Genomic DNA, 17281 nt, shown 5'->3' with positions numbered 1-17281 from the left:
CTTGAAGGGGTATCGACGGCGGCCCGTATCTTTGCACGGGCATGGTTCGTGAAGTTCGTTACGCTGTCAAGACGATAGGGTTCCGCGCGATCCGACGATCGCGCGGAAACTTACGGCAGAAGGGGTCCCCACGCGGGGTCTGAACCGCTGAGCGGCGTCGGGATACGGCGTTCGTTGACGCCGGTCAGGTCGACCTGCCACACTTGGCTGCTGCCCTGTTTGCCCGGCGAGGTGCGGAAGAATTGCAGCACGCGGCCGTTGGGGGACCAGGTCGGCTGCTCATCCTGCCATCCGTTGGTCAGGATGCGTTCATTGTCGCCATTGGGCGTCATCACGGCGATCTTGAAGTCGCCCGACAATTTGGTGAAGGCGATCAGGTCGCCGCGCGGGCTCCATTCGGGCGTGGCATAGCGTCCGCCGCCATGGCTGATGCGGCGCTGGCCGGAACCGTCGGCGTTCATGACGTAGATCTGCTGCCCGCCCGACCGGTCGCTTTCGAACACGATCTGGCGGCCGTCGGGCGAATAGCTGCCGCCCACGTCGATCCCCGGCGACGTGGTGAGCCGGACCGGCTGTCCACCGCCCACGGCCACGCGATAAATGTCGGTATTGCCCGCCACCGCCATGGAAAACAGGATGGTGCGTCCATCGGGCGACCAGCGCGGGGCAAAGGTCGGGTTGTTGCTTTCCGTCACCAGCCTTTGCTGCCCGGTGCCGATATCATACACATAGATGCGCACCCGGCTGCCCAGATAGCTCACATAGACGATCGATTTATAATCGGGCGAGAAGCGCGGAGTGAGCGCGAGCGACTGGCCGTTGGTGATGAAACGGTGGTTGGCACCGTCCGAATCCATGATGGCCAGCCGCTTGGTCCGGTTCCCCTTGGGGCCGCTTTCGGCGATATAGGCGATGCGGCTGTCGAAGAAGGGGCTTTCGCCCGACAGGCGCGCGTAGATGGCATCGGCGCATTTATGCGCGGCGCGGCGCCAGTCGCGCGGGGCGACCACATAGCCCTGCCGCGTCAGTTCCTGTTTCAGCGCGACGTCGTAGAGATAGCAGCCCACGGTGATGTCCGCCTCTCCCCCGGTCGTGCGCACGAACCCCTGCACCAGCGCCTGATAGGCGCCCCATTTGTCGAACTGGGGAAAGGTGACCTCGGGAAAGGGAATGGCAGGCAGGCCGCCGGGTCCGGACGGATCGAACAGGCCCGAACCCTTTAGGTCGGCGGCGATCACCTCGGCGATCTTGCGCCCCAGTTCGGTCGCGCCGCCAGCGGGTGTGTTCACCTCCTGCTGCGCGGGCATCGGGGGCACGGCGATCTTCAGGTTGCTGTCGATCTCGCCGGTCACGTCCACCGACAGCTGGGCCATGGCGGGCGCGGACAGGAAAGTGGCAAGCGCGGCGGTCGCCAGGGACAAGCGGCGCAGGAATGTGGTCTTCATCGGTTCAGCCTCGCGTCAAAGCGGAGTGGCCGGAGCCATTTCCATTGGTCATAATATTCGGGCGGCAGATTGCGGAACGGTGCGGCCAGCTTCACCGCCTGGATCGCGCGTTCCGCGTGGAGCTTGGCCTGCGGACGGTTGCTGGCCGTGACGCCGAGCTGGTCGATCACCTGGGGCGTGCCCACCAGCGCGCCATTCTTGTCCAGCCGCACCTCCAGCAGGGTCACGAGCTGGTCGGCGTCGGCTCCCGAAGGCGGTCGCCAATGGGGTTTGAGCTGGCGGCGTATCTCGGCATCGAGCGCGGATTTTTGCGCTGGTCCCATTGCGGCGGCCGGCGGCGGCGCGGCCTTGCGCGGGGCGTCCGCGCTGGTGTCGATGCCCTTCAGGAAATCCTTGCCCAGCAAGGATCCCTTGGGCTTGTCTGCCTTGCCGGCGCCGGATGCCTTGGCGGGCGCGGCGGGCTTGGCCTTCGCCGTCGATTGGCTCGATTTGGCGGCGCTGGCCTTCGGCTTTTCCGGTGCCGGCTTTGCCTTGGCGGCCGGCTTTTCCGGAGCGGGTTTGGCCTTGGCGGGCTTCTTCGCCGCCTCTTTCCTGGCGGGCGCCGGCTTTTCCTTCGGCTTGTCGGGCACAGGCTTGCGGGCCGGTTCGGGCACAGGAACCGGCTCGGGCGGTGCGGGCGTGGGTTCCGGCTGCGGCGCGGGTTCGGGGGCAGGCGCGGCATCTTCCGTCGGCCCGCGCTCCGGCGCGACGCTGGGCGGGGGCGGCTGGGTGGAAATGCGCGGCGCCATGGATTTCAGCGCCACCTCGTCGACCAGGTTGACTTCCATCGGCGGCGAATTGAGTTTCAGCGGGTTCGGCGTCGCCAGAAATCCGGCCGACAGCAGGCCGAACAGCAGGACATGCCCTGCCGTGGCGACGCCCAGGCCTATCTTTTCCGCGCGCTCCATATGGTCGACCTATGGCCCCTATTCTGAACCGTCGCTGTCTGGCCCGTCGCCCTGGCCCGTGCTGACCAGCGACACGCGGTTCAGCCCGGCCCGGTTGAGTTCGCCCATCACCCGCATCACCCGGCCATAATCCAGCGCGGTATCGGCCCGCAGGAAGATTTGCGGCGGTTCGTCCTTGCCCGCATTGGCGGAAACGATTTCCGCCAGCCGGTCGGGCAGGTCGGCGTCGCTTACCTGATCGTCGTCGACAAAGATGCCGCCGTCGCGGTCGATCGACACGATGGTCGGCTTGGCATCCTGGTCCAGCCCCTTGGCACGGGTTTCCGGCAGCTTCACCGGCACGCCCGTTACCAGCAGCGGGGCCGTCACCATGAAGATGATGAGCAGCACCAGCATGACGTCGACCAACGGCGTGACGTTGATGTCCGCCATCGGCGCGCGCCCGCGACCGCGGCGGGACGAGGGGGGGCCGGACATCGCCATCTAGCGCGTCCCCCCGCTGGCATCCATGCGCGGGATCATCGCTGGGCCTCCAGTTCGCGGCTCAATGTCGCGTAAAAGCCGTCGGCGAAGCGGGACAGGCCCGATTCCAGCCGATTGATGCCATGGCTGAAGCGATTGTAGGCGATCACGGCGGGAATGGCGGCGAACAGGCCTATGGCGGTCGCGAACAGCGCCTCGGCAATGCCCGGCGCCACGACGGCGAGCGAGCTATTCTGTTCCGCCGCGATGGAGGTGAAGGCGCGCATGATGCCCCACACCGTTCCGAACAGGCCGACGAAGGGCGCGACCGACCCGATGGTCGCCAATATGTTCAGCCGGTCGGACAATCGGTCGACCTCGCCCGCGATCGTGCTCGACATGGCGGTGGACAGGCGGTCGCGCGTGCCTTCCCGGTCGACGACGCGCTGGGCGGTCGACCGGCGCCATTCGGTGACGCCCGATGCCATCACCTTCGCGGCCGGAAAATCCGCCTTGCCCCGGGCCTCGTAGAAGCGGTCGATGTCGTCCGCCTTCCAAAAATCCGCCTCGAACACGCGGCTCTGCCTGCTGGCCTTGCGCAGGGTGAAGCTGAATCCGATGATCATCGCCCAGGTCCAGATGCTGGCGAGCAGCAGGCCGATCATCACCAGTTTGACGACAACGTCGGCCTGAAGGAACAGGGCCAGCGGGGAAATGGTCGCGGCGTCGGTCATCGCGCCGACCGGCAGGTTCAGGGTCATGGGTGGATGTCTTCCCCTTGGTAAAGGCGGGTGAAAATGTCGGTCCAGGCCTTGGGCTGGCGTTGCGGACGGCCCTGCGGCGTCAGCCAGGCGACGGTGACGGTGGCGTCGGTCAATTCCTCGCCGTCGCGCCTGACGGATTGGTGAATCGCGCAACTGGCGGCGCGCACGCCGGTGACCCGGCTGACCACCATCAGGTCGTCGTCCAGTCGCGCGGGGCGGCGGTAGCGGATCGCCACGTCGGTGACCGCATAGACACCTTCGTCGCCTTCGTGGCTGGCGCGCTGGTCGATGCCGGCGATGCGCAGCATGTCCGACCGCGCGCGCTCCATGTAGCGCAGATAATTGGCGTGATAGACGAGGCCCGACAGGTCGGTATCCTCGAAATAGATGCGTAGCGGGAAATGATGCACGGCGGCGACGAAGCGTCCGGTCGCCGGCGCGGGCATCAGATCAGCGGAGGGCATGGGCGGCTTTTAACCATGGCGCGGGCCGAGCGCAAAGCGGGAAATTGCGCGATCCCGGCGAACCGCCCCGGTGAACGGCTCGGTTCGGCGCCCGCGCCGTTTGGCGGGCGGGGGTACTGGCCCGGCGCGGGATGCGGCGCTATGGCCGGCCGATGATTCTTCAGGGAGACGAGGTGATGACGGACATTCGCACAGTTGGCGTGATCGGCGCGGGGCAGATGGGCATCGGCATCGCGCAAGTCTCGGCCCAGGCCGGCTATGACGTCATCCTGTCCGACATCGACCTGCCGCGTGCGGAAAAGGGCAAGGCCGGCATCGCAAAATTGCTGGCACGCGCGGTCGAGAAGGAAAAGATGACGCAGGCCGACGCCGATGCTGTACTGGGCCGCATCACCTCCGTGGGGGAGGTCGCTCCGCTGGCCGCGGCGCAACTGGTGATCGAGGCAGCGACCGAGCGCGAGGAGGTCAAGCGCGCGATCTTCACCAACCTCGGCACAGTGCTTGCCGCCGATGCGATCCTGGCCACCAACACGTCCTCGATCCCGATCACCCGCCTGGCGCAGGCGGCGCCCGATGCCGGCCGCTTCATCGGCATTCACTTCTTCAACCCGGTGCCGCTCATGGTGCTGGTGGAAATCATTCGCGGCCTGGCGACCACGCCGGAAACCGTCGCCGCGATGGAAGCCTATGCGCAGAAGATCGGCAAGACGGTGGTCCATGCGTTCGATGCGCCGGGCTTCGTCGTCAACCGCATCCTGCTGCCGATGCTGAACGAGGCGGTGTTCGTGCTGGGCGAGGGCGTGGGCAGCGTGACCGACATCGACCAGGGATGCATGCTGGGCCTGAACCATCCGATGGGGCCGCTGGCCCTGCTCGATTTCGTCGGTCTCGACACGGCGCTGGAAATTCTCAACGTGTTCCTTACGACCACCGGCGATCCCAAATATCGCCCGGCTCCGCTGCTCGTCAAATATGTCGAGGCGGGCTGGTACGGCCGCAAAACGGGGCGCGGCTTCTACGACTATTCGGGTCCGCAGCCGGTGCCGACCCGCTGATCGTCCGCTTCAGCCAGCGCTGAGCCCATGTTTCTTCATGCAGTGGCGCAACTGGTCATAGGACAGGCCCAGCCCCTTCGCCGTGGCACGCTGGTTGTAGCGATACCGCTCCAGCGCGCTGCCCACGATCGCGGCCTCATAAGCGTCGACCGCGGACTTGAGGTCGGTGACCGCCTCCTGACCTGCCGGCGCCTGCGGTGAAGGAGGCGGGGGGGAGGCGGCTGCTCCGGCTTCTCTCGCCGTGGCCATTTGCATCAACGGGCGCGGTTTCCAGGGAGAGGCAAAGGGGTCGAAGGTGATGCGGCTGATCGGACGGCCCGGTTCGTCCCAGCGGTAGACCGCCCGTTCCACCACATTGCGCAACTCGCGGACATTGCCGGGCCAGCTATGGCCTTCCAGTTCGGCCGCGCAGGCGGCGGTGAAACCGGGCCATTGCGGCCAGTTGATCTCCGCCGCCATGCGCCGCCCGAAATGATCGGCCAGCACGGCGACATCGCCTTCGCGCGCGCGCAGCGGGGGCAGGGTGATGACCTCGAAGCTCAGCCTGTCCAGCAGGTCAGGGCGAAAGCGGCCGGTTTCGGCGGCGGCGGGCAGATCCTCGTTGGTGGCCGCGACGATGCGCACGTCGACACGCAGCGGCCGCGAGGCGCCGATCCGCGTCACTTCGCCATACTCGATCACGCGCAACAGCCTTTCCTGCGCCGCCATCGACAGGGTGCCCAGCTCGTCCAGGAACAATGTGCCGCCGTCCGCCTCCTCGAACCGGCCCGGGCGCGTCTTGGTAGCGCCAGTGAAGGCGCCCTGTTCATGACCGAACAGTTCCGCCTCGATCAGCGTTTCGGGCAGCGCGGCGCAATTCATGACGATCAGGGGCTCGCCCCATCGCGGGGACAGGTGATGGAGCCGCTCGGCGATCAGTTCCTTGCCAGTGCCCCTTTCGCCGATCACCAGCACCGGCCGGTTGAGTTCGGCGGCACGCCCGGCCTGTTCGACCGCGTCGAGAAAGGCGAACGACTGCCCGACAAATTGGGTGTTTTTCTCCATGCGCCAACTTATGGTGAAATTTCCCACCCTTTGGCAACGGAAATATCGGCACACGGCTCTCAGCTGAAAGAAAAATGACGGAAATCCGCCAATTTTAGAAATTGGCACGCCCCCTGCAAAGCTACGGGCAATCCGCGCCACAGCGGAAGTTTCGAAGGCCAGAATTCAGGGAGTTAGACCATGGAAAAGCAGACCAGCAACGTGCGCGAAGCGGGCCAGCTGATGTCGGTTGCCATCGCCGCCGTGCTGTTCGGATCGACCATGATCCTTTCGGCGGTCGGACCGGCCCGCGCCAGCGAAGCCCCGATACTCGCGGCGAAAGACAGCCCCGCGGCCATGCGCTATCTGGCGTAGGGTCCGCGAACCCCCGGCCGGGGCGGGCCGCCCCCTCTTGCCCGCCCCGGCATCCAACAAGACAGAAAGACCAGGAGTAGTCACATGGGTATTTTCTCCCGCACCCGCGACATCATCGCCGCCAACGTCACCGACCTGCTCGACAAGGCGGAAGATCCGGCGAAGATGATCCGCATGATCATCCTCGAAATGGAAGAGACGCTGGTCGAGGTGCGTGCCTCCGCGGCCCGGACGATCGCCGATCAGAAGGAAATGCGCCGCCATATCGCGAAGCTGAGCGCGTTGCAGGACAGCTGGACCGAAAAGGCGCAGCTCGCGCTGAGCAAGGACCGCGAGGACCTGGCAAAGGCCGCGCTGGTCGAAAAGCAGAAGGCGGCCGACATGGCCGAGCAGCTGAGCCATGAGATCGAGGTGCTGGACGAGGCGCTGGCCGCGTCGGAGGCCGACATCGCCAAGCTTCAGGCCAAGCTGCGCGAGGCCCGCGCCCGCCAGAACAGCCTGGTTACCCGGATGCAGAGCGCCGAGAGCCGGCTGCGCGTGCGCGAAGCCTATGCCGGCGAGAAGGTGAACGAGGCCTTTGCCCGCTTCGACATGCTGGAACGCCGCGTCGACATTGCCGAAGGCCGCGCCGACGCGATGTCCATGGGCCAGCAGCCCAAGACGCTGGAGGAAGAGATTGCCGAGCTGAAGACATCCGACAAGGTCGATGCCGAACTCGCCGCGCTCAAGGCCAACATGAACAGGGGAGCGTGATCCCATGGAAGACGTGCTGGTTCCCATCATGATCTGCGGCATGCTGTTCATCGGCATGCCCTGGCTGATCTTCCACTATGTCACCAAGTGGAAACAGGCCCCCAAGATCACCGACGAGGATGAGAAGCTGCTGGACGAACTCCACCTTCTCGCCCGTCGGCTGGAGGATCGGTTGCAGACGGTCGAACGGATCGTCGCCGCCGATAACCCGGATTTCCGCCCCGCCCGTCCCGCCCAAGACGACAATTATGATTTCGACCGGAGGAACTGAGATGACCGCCCGCCGCACCAAATTCTACCTCGACAAGCAGAACGGCAAGTTTCTGGGCGTGTGCGCAGGAATCGCGGACTATACCGGCATCGATGTCGTCTGGGTCCGGGTCGCCATGTTCCTGTCCTTCTTCATCATCGGCTGGACGGTGCTCGGCTATTTCGCGATCGGGGTGATCGCCGACAGCAAGCCTGCCGGACTTTACAGCGACCGCGACGACGAGAAATTCTGGCAGGGCGTGCGCGCCAATCCGGCACGCTCGACCCGCGACGTCCGGGCAAAGTTCCGCGACATCGATCGCCGCCTGGCTGACATCGAGGTCTATTATACCAGCCGCAACACCCGTCTGGCCGACGAAATCGAAAGCCTGCGCTGACAGCGGCGCCGGGGCGGATAACAGGGAGAAGCAGTCATGAATTTGGGTGGCCCCTCCTTCGTCATTGCCATCGTCGCCATGTCGACGCTGGGCTGGATGTTCACCACCTGGATCCGGGCCCGTCATGGCTATCCGGTGGAAAATGAATGGTCGGGCGTCGCTCATCGAAACGATCCCGACGCCGGTCGAAAAATCGACCTTCTTTCAAGCGAAAACGAAAAGCTGACCGGCCGGATCAGCCGCCTCGAGGAGCGCATCGCCGTGCTGGAGCGGATCGTCACCGATCCCGCAGCCCGCACCGCGCGCGACATCGACGCGCTGCGCTGATCTCGGCAAGCAAGGGGACCTGTCATGAACAACGTCGACATTGCCGACGCGGTGATCATTCCGAACCTGCCGTGGATCATCGGCGGCGGGCTGTTGCTCGGCCTGATTGCGATCGGCGGCTGGATATTCACCACCTGGCTGCGCGTGCGCCACGGCTATCCGCTGGACGGCGCCTGGGGCCAGGCGGTCTATCCGCAGAAAAATGGCGAAATGGTCGAGCGCATCCGGCTGCTCAATCAGGAAAATGCGCAACTGCGCGCCGAGCTGGGTTCGGTGAAGGACCGCATGGCGGTGATCGAACGCATCGTCACCGATGAAGGCCATCAGCTCAATCGCGAGATCGAACGGCTGCGCGGCCCCGCAAACTGACCGTCGATTTTCAGGAGAAAACGGATGAACGCCGGAATTTTTTTTCCTATCATGGGCATGGCGATCCCCATCGTCGCGATCCTGTCGCGGGTTGCCGTCAGGTGGATCCGCATGAAGGAGCGCCAGATCGAGGCGCAGACCAGCCTGGGCGCGGAAAAGGCGGCCCAATATGCCGCCGGGATTGAACGCATGGAACAGCGCATCCGCGTGCTGGAACGCATCGCCACCGATCGCGGCCATGACCTTGCCGATGAAATCGACAGTCTGCGCGACGCGCCCCTCAACTAGCGCCGTTGCCGGATCGAACAGGGAGTAGAGCTTATGAATCCGTTTGAAATGGTCGTCGCCATCGTCGCGATCACCGCCATCGCCAGCGTCGTCCGCGCCAAATATGGTGTGGTTCGCCGCCACAAGGGCGAGGATGTCATTCAGCGCGGTCCGGACCCGGATACGGAAAGGCTGCGCGCCGAGGTGAAGGCGCTCAAGGACCGGGTCGCCGTGCTGGAACGGCTGGCGACGGACGGCTCCACCGCGCTGGAGCGGGAATTCGAAAAACTTCGGGACCGCGACTGATCGCGGTTCCTGCGACAGGGAGGCTTATATGCAGGACCCCTATCTTTACCTGACCCTTGCGATAACGGCCCTTGTCGGGCTGGCGATGCTGACCGCCGCGACGTTGCGTGCCTGGGACGGCTGGCTCGATCTCAAACGCGCCGAACTCGGTCGTCGCGGCGAGGACAGTGCGCCGCCTTCGGCTGCGGCGCGGATCGAGGTCGCGGATCTCAAGGAAAGAATCCGCAAGCTGGAAGCGATCGCCGCCGGCGTCGACCTTTGAAAAGACGGAAAGGCGGGTTTCCGCGCGCGCTTTTCCATCTATATGGGCGTCCATGACCGACGCCCTTGCCGACCTTCGGGACGAATATGAATTTCTTGATGCGGATGACCGCTATCGCCTGCTGATCGACCTTGGCCGCACGCTGGAGCCCATGCCGGATGCGCTCAAGACCGACGCGACACTGGTCCGGGGCTGTTCGGCGGCGGTCTGGATCTATCCCACGATGCTGGATGACGGACGCCTGCACTTCCTTGCGGACAGCAACGCCGCCATTACCAAGGGCATCATCGCGCTGGTGCTCATGACGGTGCAGGATCGCAGCCCGGCGCAGGTCGGCGACACGGACGTGGAATCGGCACTGGCCCCCTTCGATCTCCGGAATCAGCTCAGTTCCAACCGGACCCAGGGCATACCCAACATGATCGCGCTCATTCGGGACACCGCCGCCCGCTACGCGTGATCCGTGCCGCGCAACCGCGGCGGGGCAATCCGCGTTGTTTCCTCCGCAAGGAGGACAGGATCATGCGCCATATCATCACCCTGGCAACGCTCGGCCTCATGGCCGCATGCGGATCGGCCGGCAAGGACCAGCCGACGCAGCGGCAGGAAATCGGCCAGAACTGGAAATATGAGGGCGGGTCCGGCGCCAAGGCGAAGCTCGCCTATATCGGCAGCGCCAACAGCGTCCGGACGATGACCGCGCCCGACACATTTTCCGTGTTGCTGGTGCAGCCGATGGACAATGGGGAGAAGGTCGTCACCGTGAAGCTGGTCGGTGCGCCGTTCCAGTGCGACCTGTCCGCCTGTGCCGTGACGGCGACCGATGACGTCGGCGCGACCCATCGCTGGCAGGGGCGCATGACCGACGCCAGGGACGGGATCGAGATACTGCCCTCGCAAAAGGCCTACGAGACCATTGCCGGCGCCAGGATGGTGAAGGTCGACCTGATGGTCGGCCCCAAGGACGCGACCGCGCCCTTCCGCTTCAACGTGGCGGGCCTCAGTCTGAAAGGGTGACGGGCGCGCGAACGCCGGTCCTGCCCCGCCGCGCCAGTTCTTGCTTCAACGCGTCCGGCCGGGGTGCCACAAGGAAACCGAAGCTGACCGTACCCGCCTTGGTCTCTACCGCGTGGTGCAGCCGATGGGCCTGCACGATGCGTTTCATGTAGCGCGACCGGGCGACGTAGCGATGGCGTACGCGCTGGTGCACGATGATGTCGTGAAAGCCCAGATATATGGCGCCATAGGCGGCGATGCCGGCACCTGCGGCGGTAGCCCAGTTGCCCCAGCCCCACTGCACGCCGCCAAGCAGCAGCAGGATGGACGGCAGCGCGAAGATCACGAAATACAGGTCGTTGGCTTCCCACCGGCCGGTGCGCGGGCGATGATGGCTCGCGTGCAGGAACCAGCCCGGACCGTGCATCACCCAGCGATGCATGACATAGGCAAAGCCTTCCATCGCGGCGACGGTAGCGATGAACAGCAGCAGAAGCGCCAGCGGATACATGGTTGCCGCTATAAGCCCGCCGATACGGAATGTAACGCCGGAAAAGCCCCTATTGCAAAGGGGGCGCCGCGGCTTGTCGCCGCGACGCCCCCTTCCTTTTGTCGAGGTGGCGTTCGATCAGAAGGCCGCGGTGAGCGAGAAGACCACCGTGCCGTCGGCACCGGCGGCGTTCTTCGTGCCTTCCCAGTCGGTGTTCACATAAGCGACACCGAAGGTCAGCGCCTTCCAGCTGGTGTCGACGCCGACCATCCAGTCGACCAGATCGCCGTCCGGGCCGCCCAGGAAGCCGTCGCTCTTGGCGTAGCCGAGATGGGTCTTGACCGTGAAGGGCGTGTTCGGGATCGCCATGTTGTTGTCGTTGTAGACGTAGACGGCGCTGTTGCCGCCCAGCGAATCCTGGTCGGGCGCATAGGCCAGGCCAAGCTTGGAATTTACCGGGCCCAGCGCGCCCGACACCGAGATATAAGGCTCGACGATGTCGAAATCGGTGCCCTTGTCGTTGCCGGGATACCAGTAGTAGGTAACGCCGCCGTCGACGGTCACGCCCGACGCGACTTCGGTCGAATAGCCCGCGATCAGGTCGATTTCCGCGCTGCCTTCGCCCACATGGCCGAAATCGATGTTCGAACCCCAGGTGCTGACATAGAAACCGCTTTCATGGCTGACCGTGAAGCCGCCCTGAATCGCGAAATTTTCCTGATTCTGCGTGACGCCGCGGAAACGATAGTCCGAGGTGACAGTGGCCGAACCGGTGATGGTGATGCCATCGCTGGACTCGTCCTGGGCGAATGCCGGAGCCGACATCGCGGCAAGAGCAATGGCCGAGAGGCCGAGAATGGACTTACGCATGTTTTTCCCCTTGGTGGTTCTGCGATCGTCCCGCCTGCGTCAGGCGCCTGCCTCTCTGATACCCCCGCTCGGGATGGGCCGGCTGCCTCAACACCTATGCCCATGCCTTTCCTCGCTGCGGCGCACAAGGAATTATTGCTCTATCATGTCTTTTACTTCCCTTATGTTGCTAGACTGCAACAAAGCACGAGACGTTCATTTCCCACGGACGCCGTAGCGCTTCTGCGGGTTCCCGCCGGGTGGAAAGCTCAGTCCGCGTTCCCCGCCTCGTCCGGCGGCGCCATGTGGATGACGCGTTGCGGGAAGGGAATGGTGATGCCGTTGTCGCGGAACAGGTGCCACAGTCGGCCCAGCACGTCCGATCGCACATTGCCCACCCCTGCCTCCGGGTCGGAAATCCAGGCCAGGATCTCATGGTCGACGCTGCTGTCGCCAAATCCGGTCAGCCAGACATTTGGCTTGGGGTCCTTCAGCACGCGAGGGCTTTCGTTCGCGGCCTGGAGCATCAGTTTCTGCGCCAGCGGCAGGTCGCTTTCATAGGCGACGCCGACGGGAATATGAATGCGCACGTTGCGATTGGAATAGGACCAGTTTTCGACTTCCTGGGTCATTAGGTTTTCGTTCGGGATCAGATGTTCCTTGCCGTCCCGGGTGATGACGCTGACGGCGCGCACGCCGATCTTGCTGACCCATCCCACGCTCTCGCCGACGACGATGACGTCACCGGGCTTGATCGACCGGTCGAGCAGCAGGATGATGCCGGCGATCAGGTTGCCGACCGTCTTTTGCAGGCCAAAGCCGACCGCCAGCCCCAGCGCCCCGGAAAACACGGCGAAGGCGGTCAGGTCGATGCCCAATATGTCGACCCCGAAGAAGAAGGCGACGGCGATGATGGTGATGCCCGCCAGCTTTTCGGCGAGCAGCTTCTGCGTCGGGTCCATGCCGCGCGCATTGGCTATGCTGCGTGTCAGCAGCCGGTTGGCAAGACGGACCGCGCCGAACAGGCCGACGCCGATGGCCGCCACCGAAATGACGTTCAGCAGCGAGATGCGGCTTTTGCCCAGTTGCAGGCCCACGCTGTCCAGCATCTGGGCCAGGGGCGTGAGGCCGCCTGTGCTGCCCGACAGCAGCATGACGAAAATCAGTATGGCCAGCGGCACCGTCGCCCACAGGGGTATGGAAACACCGCGCAACAGATGCGCGGCGACCATCGCCAGCGCCAAGCCCATGACGCAGGCCAGCACGATGTTGGCGGTCGTGCCGGTCGGCCACACGGCGGTCGCGATCCCGACGAACAGGGTGGCCAGGCCATGGCGGACCAGCGGCCGGACGTGGGGTGCGAATGCCGGGCCAAGATGGACGCAATGCGGCGCGATCCGCTTCGCGATGATGCGCGAGAGCGCGGCCGCCAGCACGTAGAGGCCGACCGCAACGCCCAGAGCGATCCCGCCTTCGATCCAGTCCGCGCTTCGTTCCAGCCGCGCGATCAGTTCGGGCGGGACCACCCCGTTCATGACGCTGCCCGGAACCGGGCAAGCCCCGCGTCCAGGTCGGCAATCAGGTCGGCCGGGTCCTCCAGGCCGATCTGCAACCGTATCACCGGCCCGGCGGCCTGCCACAGGGTCGCGGTGCGGTATCGGGCCGGGTCGACCGGCAGGGCCAGGCTTTCGAAGCCGCCCCAGCTATAGCCGATGCCGAAATGGGCGAGTCCGTCGATCAAGGCGGCGCGGGCGGCGTCGTCGCCGCCGTTCAGGATGAAGGAGAACAGCCCGGTCGATCCGGAAAAGTCGCGCGCCCAATGCGCGTGTCCGGGGCAGCCGGGCAGGGCGGGATGCAGCACATGGGCAACCTCCGGCCTGTTGTCCAGCCATCGGGCGACCGCCAGCGCGCCTTCCTCATGCTGGCGCAGGCGGACGCCCAGCGTCCGCAGGCCGCGCGTCGCCAGCCAGGCATCGTCGGGGCTGACCATCTGTCCGAACAGATAGGCGGTCTGGCGCAGTCGCGCGAACCAGTCCGCATTGGCGGTGGCGGAACCCAGCATCACGTCGGAATGGCCGACTATATATTTGGTGCAGGCCAGGATCGCTATGTCGACGCCATGGGCCAGTGCGGGGAAGAACAGCGGCGTCGCCCAGGTGTTGTCCATCAGCGTGACGACACCGTTCGCCCTGGCCCAGCGGGCGATGGCCGGAACATCCTGCACCTCGAAAGTCAGGCTGCCGGGACTTTCCAGAAAGATGGCGCGGACCGGCCCGGCGGCCAGATGGGCGTCGAGTCCGGCGGTATCGAGCGGATCATAATAGGCGGTCTCGATCCCCATGGGTTTCAGATGCTGTTCGCAAAAGGCGCGCGTGGGATCATAGGCGCTGTCGACCATCAGCAGCCGGTCCCCGGGCCGGAGCACCGCCATCAGCGAACAGGCGATCGCCGCGACGCCGGAGGGAAAGAGCATCGTGCCCTGCGCGCCCGGTTCCATCTCGGTCAGCGCGTCGGCCAGCGACCAGGCGGTGGGCGTGCCCTTGCGTCCGTAGAACAGGCGTTCGTGCGTGCTGCTGGCCGCCGCCTTCCGCAGATGGGCGACGTTTTCGTACAGGATCGTCGACGCGCGCCACACCGGCGGGTTGACGATGCCGCCGGGCTGCCCCGGCATGCCGGTCCATTCCGCCCGTCGTCCGGCCTGGGCCAGCCTGGTCAGCGGCCTGCGCGCATCCTTCGTCATGCCGTCCCCGTCGCCTTGGGCGTGGCAGGGTCGAAGCCCCATTCGGACCAGCTGCCGTCATAGAGGCCGACATCGGTCTTGCCGAGCAATTCCAGCCCCGCGAGGATGATCGCGGCCGTAACGCCGCTGCCGCAGGTCGTGATGAACGGACGGTCGAAATCGGCACCCGCCTCTTCGAACAGACGTCGCAATTCGTCGTCCTGCTTCATGCTGTTGTCCGCACGGAAGAAGGCGGAGGAGGGGATGTTGCGGCTGCCGGGGATGTGGCCCGACGCCATGCTGGGGCGGGGTTCGGCCTCCGCGCCCGTGAAGCGGCCGGCGCCGCGCGCGTCCAGCACCTGCGCCGCGCCGCTTTCGACATTGGCAAGCAGGTCGGCCTTGGTCCGCACGCTGGCCCGGTCAAGCCGGGCGATCGCGCTGCCCGGCGCGGGCGTCGCTGCCCCGGCCTCTACCGGACGGCCTTCCGCGATCCATTTGGGCAATCCGCCGTCCAGGATCGCGGTCGACGCGCCCAGACCATAGACCCGCATCATCCACCAGCCGCGCGCGGCGCTGTGCGTCGGGCTGTTGTCATAGACGACGATCCGGCTGTCGGCGTTGACGCCCAGGGCCTGCATCCGCTGCGTCATCATCGCGTCGGGCGGCAACATGCCGGGCGTCGGGTCGTCCTGATCGGCCAGGTTCGAAAGGTCCAGGAAGGCGGCGCCGGGAATATGGGCCGTCTCGAACTCCTCGCGCGCGTCGCGCGGCGAACCCGGCAGGAACAGGCTGGCATCCAGGATGACGAGGTCGGGCGCGTCCAGCTCATCGGCCAGCCAGTCGGTGGATACCAGAATGTCCATGCTCGTCCTTTTCCAGCCTGTCCTGTCGGCGACCCGCCCTTCCCTGTCTTCTAGGACGGGGCGGCGGCGCTGGAAAGGGGGTCAGGAGGGGGTCAGTTCCGTCGCGGCGCGCGCGGCCGGGCGGGGATATTGGCGCAGCCCCTGGTCCAGCCGGAAAGGCGAGAGCCGGTCGGCGGGAGGCTGTTGCTCCTGCCCGACGATGAAGGCACGGGCGGTGCGACCCTGGCCATTGGGCTTCGCGTCGTCGGCGCCCCAGCGATAGGCGACATCGAAGGCTGCCAGCGGCACGATCAGGGCGCGTTCGCCCATGGCGACCGGCTCGATCCTGTCGTGGGGCAGGCGCAGTTCCCCTTCGAGAGCGATGGTCCCGCCTGCATCAAGGGCAACCAGCGAATGCAGCGGCAGGCCGTCCTGCCCGCTGAAGAATCCATCGAGCATGACCTGTTGTCGCGCGCCCGCATTGCCGATCGCGCCGCGCACCAGCAGGTCACCGGCCGGTACATCGCCACGATTATGCAGGATCAGGCGATAGGCGACGGTCAGGCCCATCACCGAAAGACGCGCCTGCGTCACCGTCATGTGCAGGTCGATCCAGGGGCGGCCGGGGGTCGTCGGCGGCGCGGCCGGTGCCAGGTCGGGCGCGCGCGGCGCTGGAGTGGCGGGTCGGGCCGGGGGTGAAGGCGGCCGGGAAGGCGGCGGTGGTGGCGGCGTGACGGCAGGCGTTGTTGTCCCCCGGGCAACGGGGGCTGCCTTCCCGCGCCGCCGAATGACGGCAAGGCCAGCCAGCGCGAGTGCGGCGAGCGCGCCGGCGATCCACAGCCAGGGCCTGTCCGGCGACGCCGGTTCGACAGGCGCTGCCTCCGGCGCGGGTGCGACCGGCGGCGCGCTTTCGTTGACGGCCTCGGCCGATCCGGCGCCATTGCCGACATCGACCGGGTCGGGTGCGGGGATGCGGTCGGCCGGTTCGGGGTTCGGCGCGGGTTCCGACGCGGGTTCTGGTTCCGGGCGGGTTGATGGGGGCGCGACCGGCGCCGCGCGCGGCGTGGTCCGTGTCGCGCGCTCGGGACGCGTCGGCGTCGGCACCGGCGTCGGAGCGGTCCGGGCAGGCGCGGTCGGCGTGATCGCGGGCGGCGGCGTCGCCGGAACGGTGTCGTTGCGGAATATGTCCAGTTCCGGCCCCTGGCGCTGCGGCGCCGCGGGCTGCGAAGAATTGCCCGGTGGCAGCGAAAAGACCGGCGGCGAACTCTGCGTCGGCTCGGTCTGCTGCGCCAGCACGGGCGCCGTTGCGGACAGCAGCCAGGCGGCGATGCAGGATGACAGGAAAAGGCGGGACCCCATGGCAAAGGCCAAAGACACAAGATGCCCCGGACTGCAAGGGGACGGAGACGGGACGATGACAGGCTTCGCCCGATCGCCTATGGGCACGGCATGACCGACCTTCCCACGACTCCGCTGCATCTGGGGCAGACGAGCGCACTGCCGGCATCGCCGGAACAGGCCGTGCTGGACTATGTGCCCAATCCGCGTCCCGGCAAGCCCTATCTGGTGCGCTTCACCGCGCCCGAATTCACCTCGCTCTGCCCCGTCACCGGCCAGCCCGACTTCGCCCATCTGGTGATCGACTATGCGCCCGCCGACACCATCGTCGAATCCAAGTCGCTCAAGCTGTTTCTGGGCGCCTTCCGCAATCACGCCGCCTTTCACGAAGATTGCACCGTGGGCATTGGCGAGCGACTGTTTGCCGAAATGAAGCCGCTCTGGCTGCGCATCGGCGGCTACTGGTATCCGCGCGGCGGCATTCCCATCGACGTCTTCTGGCAATCGGGTGATCCGCCGGCGGGCCTGTGGCTGCCGCCGCAGGACGTGCCGGGTTATCGCGGCCGGGGCTGACGCGCGCC

At 66.0% G+C, this 17281-nt stretch carries 25 protein-coding genes; 13 read left to right on the top strand and 12 right to left on the bottom strand.

Annotated features, from left to right (window positions below; all coding sequences use genetic code 11):
- Positions 1-110: 110 nt before the first annotated feature.
- Genes tolB through J3E64_RS08500 form a run of 5 tightly spaced genes read right to left on the bottom strand, consistent with a single transcriptional unit; the run spans position 111 to position 4082 of the window.
- Entirely contained in the window at positions 111-1445 is a 1335-nt protein-coding gene (tolB, locus tag J3E64_RS08520) for a Tol-Pal system beta propeller repeat protein TolB (RefSeq protein ID WP_253342053.1), read from the bottom strand.
- Positions 1442-2392, bottom strand: a complete 951-nt coding sequence (locus J3E64_RS08515; protein WP_253342051.1) for a cell envelope biogenesis protein TolA — start codon at positions 2390-2392, stop codon at positions 1442-1444. Before J3E64_RS08515 ends, tolB begins: the two co-directional genes overlap by 4 nt.
- A gap of 18 nt (positions 2393-2410) precedes the next feature.
- A complete protein-coding gene (tolR, locus tag J3E64_RS08510) occupies positions 2411-2875 on the bottom strand; it encodes a protein TolR (protein WP_253342049.1) in 465 nt (154 codons plus the stop codon).
- 35 nt (positions 2876-2910) lie between these two features.
- The gene (gene tolQ / locus J3E64_RS08505) at positions 2911-3615 is read right to left on the bottom strand and encodes a protein TolQ (RefSeq protein WP_253342047.1); all 705 of its coding nucleotides are present in this window, start codon (positions 3613-3615) and stop codon (positions 2911-2913) included.
- Positions 3612-4082: a YbgC/FadM family acyl-CoA thioesterase gene (locus tag J3E64_RS08500; protein WP_301287186.1), complete on the bottom strand. Its 471-nt coding sequence runs from the start codon at positions 4080-4082 to the stop codon at positions 3612-3614. The genes tolQ and J3E64_RS08500 overlap by 4 nt, the downstream gene beginning before the upstream one ends.
- 176 nt (positions 4083-4258) lie before the next feature.
- On the opposite strand from J3E64_RS08500, the gene J3E64_RS08495 reads away from it, so the two are divergent.
- Positions 4259-5137: a 3-hydroxyacyl-CoA dehydrogenase NAD-binding domain-containing protein gene (locus tag J3E64_RS08495; protein WP_253342028.1), complete on the top strand. Its 879-nt coding sequence runs from the start codon at positions 4259-4261 to the stop codon at positions 5135-5137.
- A gap of 9 nt (positions 5138-5146) precedes the next feature.
- On the opposite strand, the gene pspF is transcribed toward J3E64_RS08495, so the two are convergent.
- Complete coding sequence (pspF, locus tag J3E64_RS08490; RefSeq protein WP_253342026.1) at positions 5147-6181, bottom strand: phage shock protein operon transcriptional activator; 1035 nt, start codon at positions 6179-6181, stop codon at positions 5147-5149.
- 180 nt (positions 6182-6361) lie between these two features.
- Here pspF and J3E64_RS08485 point away from each other — a divergent pair, with 180 nt between their 5' ends.
- The 11 genes from J3E64_RS08485 to J3E64_RS08435 all read left to right on the top strand — a co-directional run bounded on the left by J3E64_RS08485 (position 6362) and on the right by J3E64_RS08435 (position 10483).
- On the top strand, positions 6362-6535 hold the full coding sequence (locus tag J3E64_RS08485; RefSeq protein ID WP_253342024.1) for a hypothetical protein: 174 nt from the start codon (positions 6362-6364) through the stop codon (positions 6533-6535).
- Positions 6536-6619: 84 nt separating this feature from the next.
- Positions 6620-7288: a phage shock protein PspA gene (gene pspA / locus J3E64_RS08480; protein ID WP_253342022.1), complete on the top strand. Its 669-nt coding sequence runs from the start codon at positions 6620-6622 to the stop codon at positions 7286-7288.
- A 4-nt stretch (positions 7289-7292) separates the two neighbouring features.
- Complete coding sequence (gene pspB, locus J3E64_RS08475) at positions 7293-7559, top strand: envelope stress response membrane protein PspB (RefSeq protein ID WP_253342020.1); 267 nt, start codon at positions 7293-7295, stop codon at positions 7557-7559.
- Position 7560: 1 nt separating this feature from the next.
- Positions 7561-7935, top strand: coding sequence for an envelope stress response membrane protein PspC (gene pspC, locus J3E64_RS08470; RefSeq protein WP_253342018.1), 375 nt, complete (start codon positions 7561-7563; stop codon positions 7933-7935).
- Between the two features lie 36 nt (positions 7936-7971).
- Positions 7972-8262 carry a hypothetical protein gene (locus J3E64_RS08465; RefSeq protein ID WP_253342016.1) on the top strand — a complete coding sequence of 97 codons (291 nt, stop codon included), beginning with the start codon at positions 7972-7974 and terminating at the stop codon, positions 8260-8262.
- 24 nt (positions 8263-8286) lie between these two features.
- On the top strand, positions 8287-8631 hold the full coding sequence (locus J3E64_RS08460) for a hypothetical protein (protein WP_253342014.1): 345 nt from the start codon (positions 8287-8289) through the stop codon (positions 8629-8631).
- Between the two features lie 24 nt (positions 8632-8655).
- Complete coding sequence (locus J3E64_RS08455; RefSeq protein ID WP_253342012.1) at positions 8656-8919, top strand: hypothetical protein; 264 nt, start codon at positions 8656-8658, stop codon at positions 8917-8919.
- Positions 8920-8952: 33 nt separating this feature from the next.
- On the top strand, positions 8953-9204 hold the full coding sequence (locus J3E64_RS08450; RefSeq protein WP_253342010.1) for a hypothetical protein: 252 nt from the start codon (positions 8953-8955) through the stop codon (positions 9202-9204).
- A gap of 28 nt (positions 9205-9232) precedes the next feature.
- Positions 9233-9466: a hypothetical protein gene (locus J3E64_RS08445; protein ID WP_253342008.1), complete on the top strand. Its 234-nt coding sequence runs from the start codon at positions 9233-9235 to the stop codon at positions 9464-9466.
- Positions 9467-9518: 52 nt separating this feature from the next.
- On the top strand, positions 9519-9926 hold the full coding sequence (locus J3E64_RS08440; RefSeq protein WP_253342006.1) for a SufE family protein: 408 nt from the start codon (positions 9519-9521) through the stop codon (positions 9924-9926).
- Between the two features lie 62 nt (positions 9927-9988).
- On the top strand, positions 9989-10483 hold the full coding sequence (locus J3E64_RS08435) for a hypothetical protein (RefSeq protein WP_253342004.1): 495 nt from the start codon (positions 9989-9991) through the stop codon (positions 10481-10483).
- On the opposite strand, the gene J3E64_RS08430 is transcribed toward J3E64_RS08435, so the two are convergent.
- The 6 genes from J3E64_RS08430 to J3E64_RS08405 form a co-directional block, all read right to left on the bottom strand.
- Positions 10467-10973 (bottom strand): sterol desaturase family protein, encoded by a 507-nt coding sequence (locus tag J3E64_RS08430; protein WP_253342002.1) that lies wholly within the window; start codon positions 10971-10973, stop codon positions 10467-10469. The genes J3E64_RS08435 and J3E64_RS08430 overlap by 17 nt on opposite strands.
- A 117-nt stretch (positions 10974-11090) precedes the next feature.
- The gene (locus J3E64_RS08425) at positions 11091-11822 is read right to left on the bottom strand and encodes a TorF family putative porin (protein ID WP_253342000.1); all 732 of its coding nucleotides are present in this window, start codon (positions 11820-11822) and stop codon (positions 11091-11093) included.
- Between the two features lie 248 nt (positions 11823-12070).
- On the bottom strand, positions 12071-13336 hold the full coding sequence (locus J3E64_RS08420; protein WP_253341998.1) for a mechanosensitive ion channel family protein: 1266 nt from the start codon (positions 13334-13336) through the stop codon (positions 12071-12073).
- Complete coding sequence (metC, locus tag J3E64_RS08415; RefSeq protein ID WP_253341996.1) at positions 13333-14541, bottom strand: cystathionine beta-lyase; 1209 nt, start codon at positions 14539-14541, stop codon at positions 13333-13335. Before metC ends, J3E64_RS08420 begins: the two co-directional genes overlap by 4 nt.
- Complete coding sequence (sseA, locus tag J3E64_RS08410) at positions 14538-15383, bottom strand: 3-mercaptopyruvate sulfurtransferase (protein ID WP_253341994.1); 846 nt, start codon at positions 15381-15383, stop codon at positions 14538-14540. Before sseA ends, metC begins: the two co-directional genes overlap by 4 nt.
- Before the next feature lie 81 nt (positions 15384-15464).
- Complete coding sequence (locus tag J3E64_RS08405; protein ID WP_253341992.1) at positions 15465-16721, bottom strand: hypothetical protein; 1257 nt, start codon at positions 16719-16721, stop codon at positions 15465-15467.
- Positions 16722-16811: 90 nt separating this feature from the next.
- Here J3E64_RS08405 and queF point away from each other — a divergent pair, with 90 nt between their 5' ends.
- A complete protein-coding gene (queF, locus tag J3E64_RS08400) occupies positions 16812-17273 on the top strand; it encodes a preQ(1) synthase (protein ID WP_253341990.1) in 462 nt (153 codons plus the stop codon).
- Positions 17274-17281: the final 8 nt, after the last annotated feature.

Origin of the sequence: Sphingobium sp. OAS761, assembly GCF_024168485.1 — a bacterium.
Classification (GTDB): domain Bacteria; phylum Pseudomonadota; class Alphaproteobacteria; order Sphingomonadales; family Sphingomonadaceae; genus Sphingobium.
Note: the sequence above shows the minus strand (reverse complement) of the source record. Positions and strands in the feature narration are given on the sequence as shown.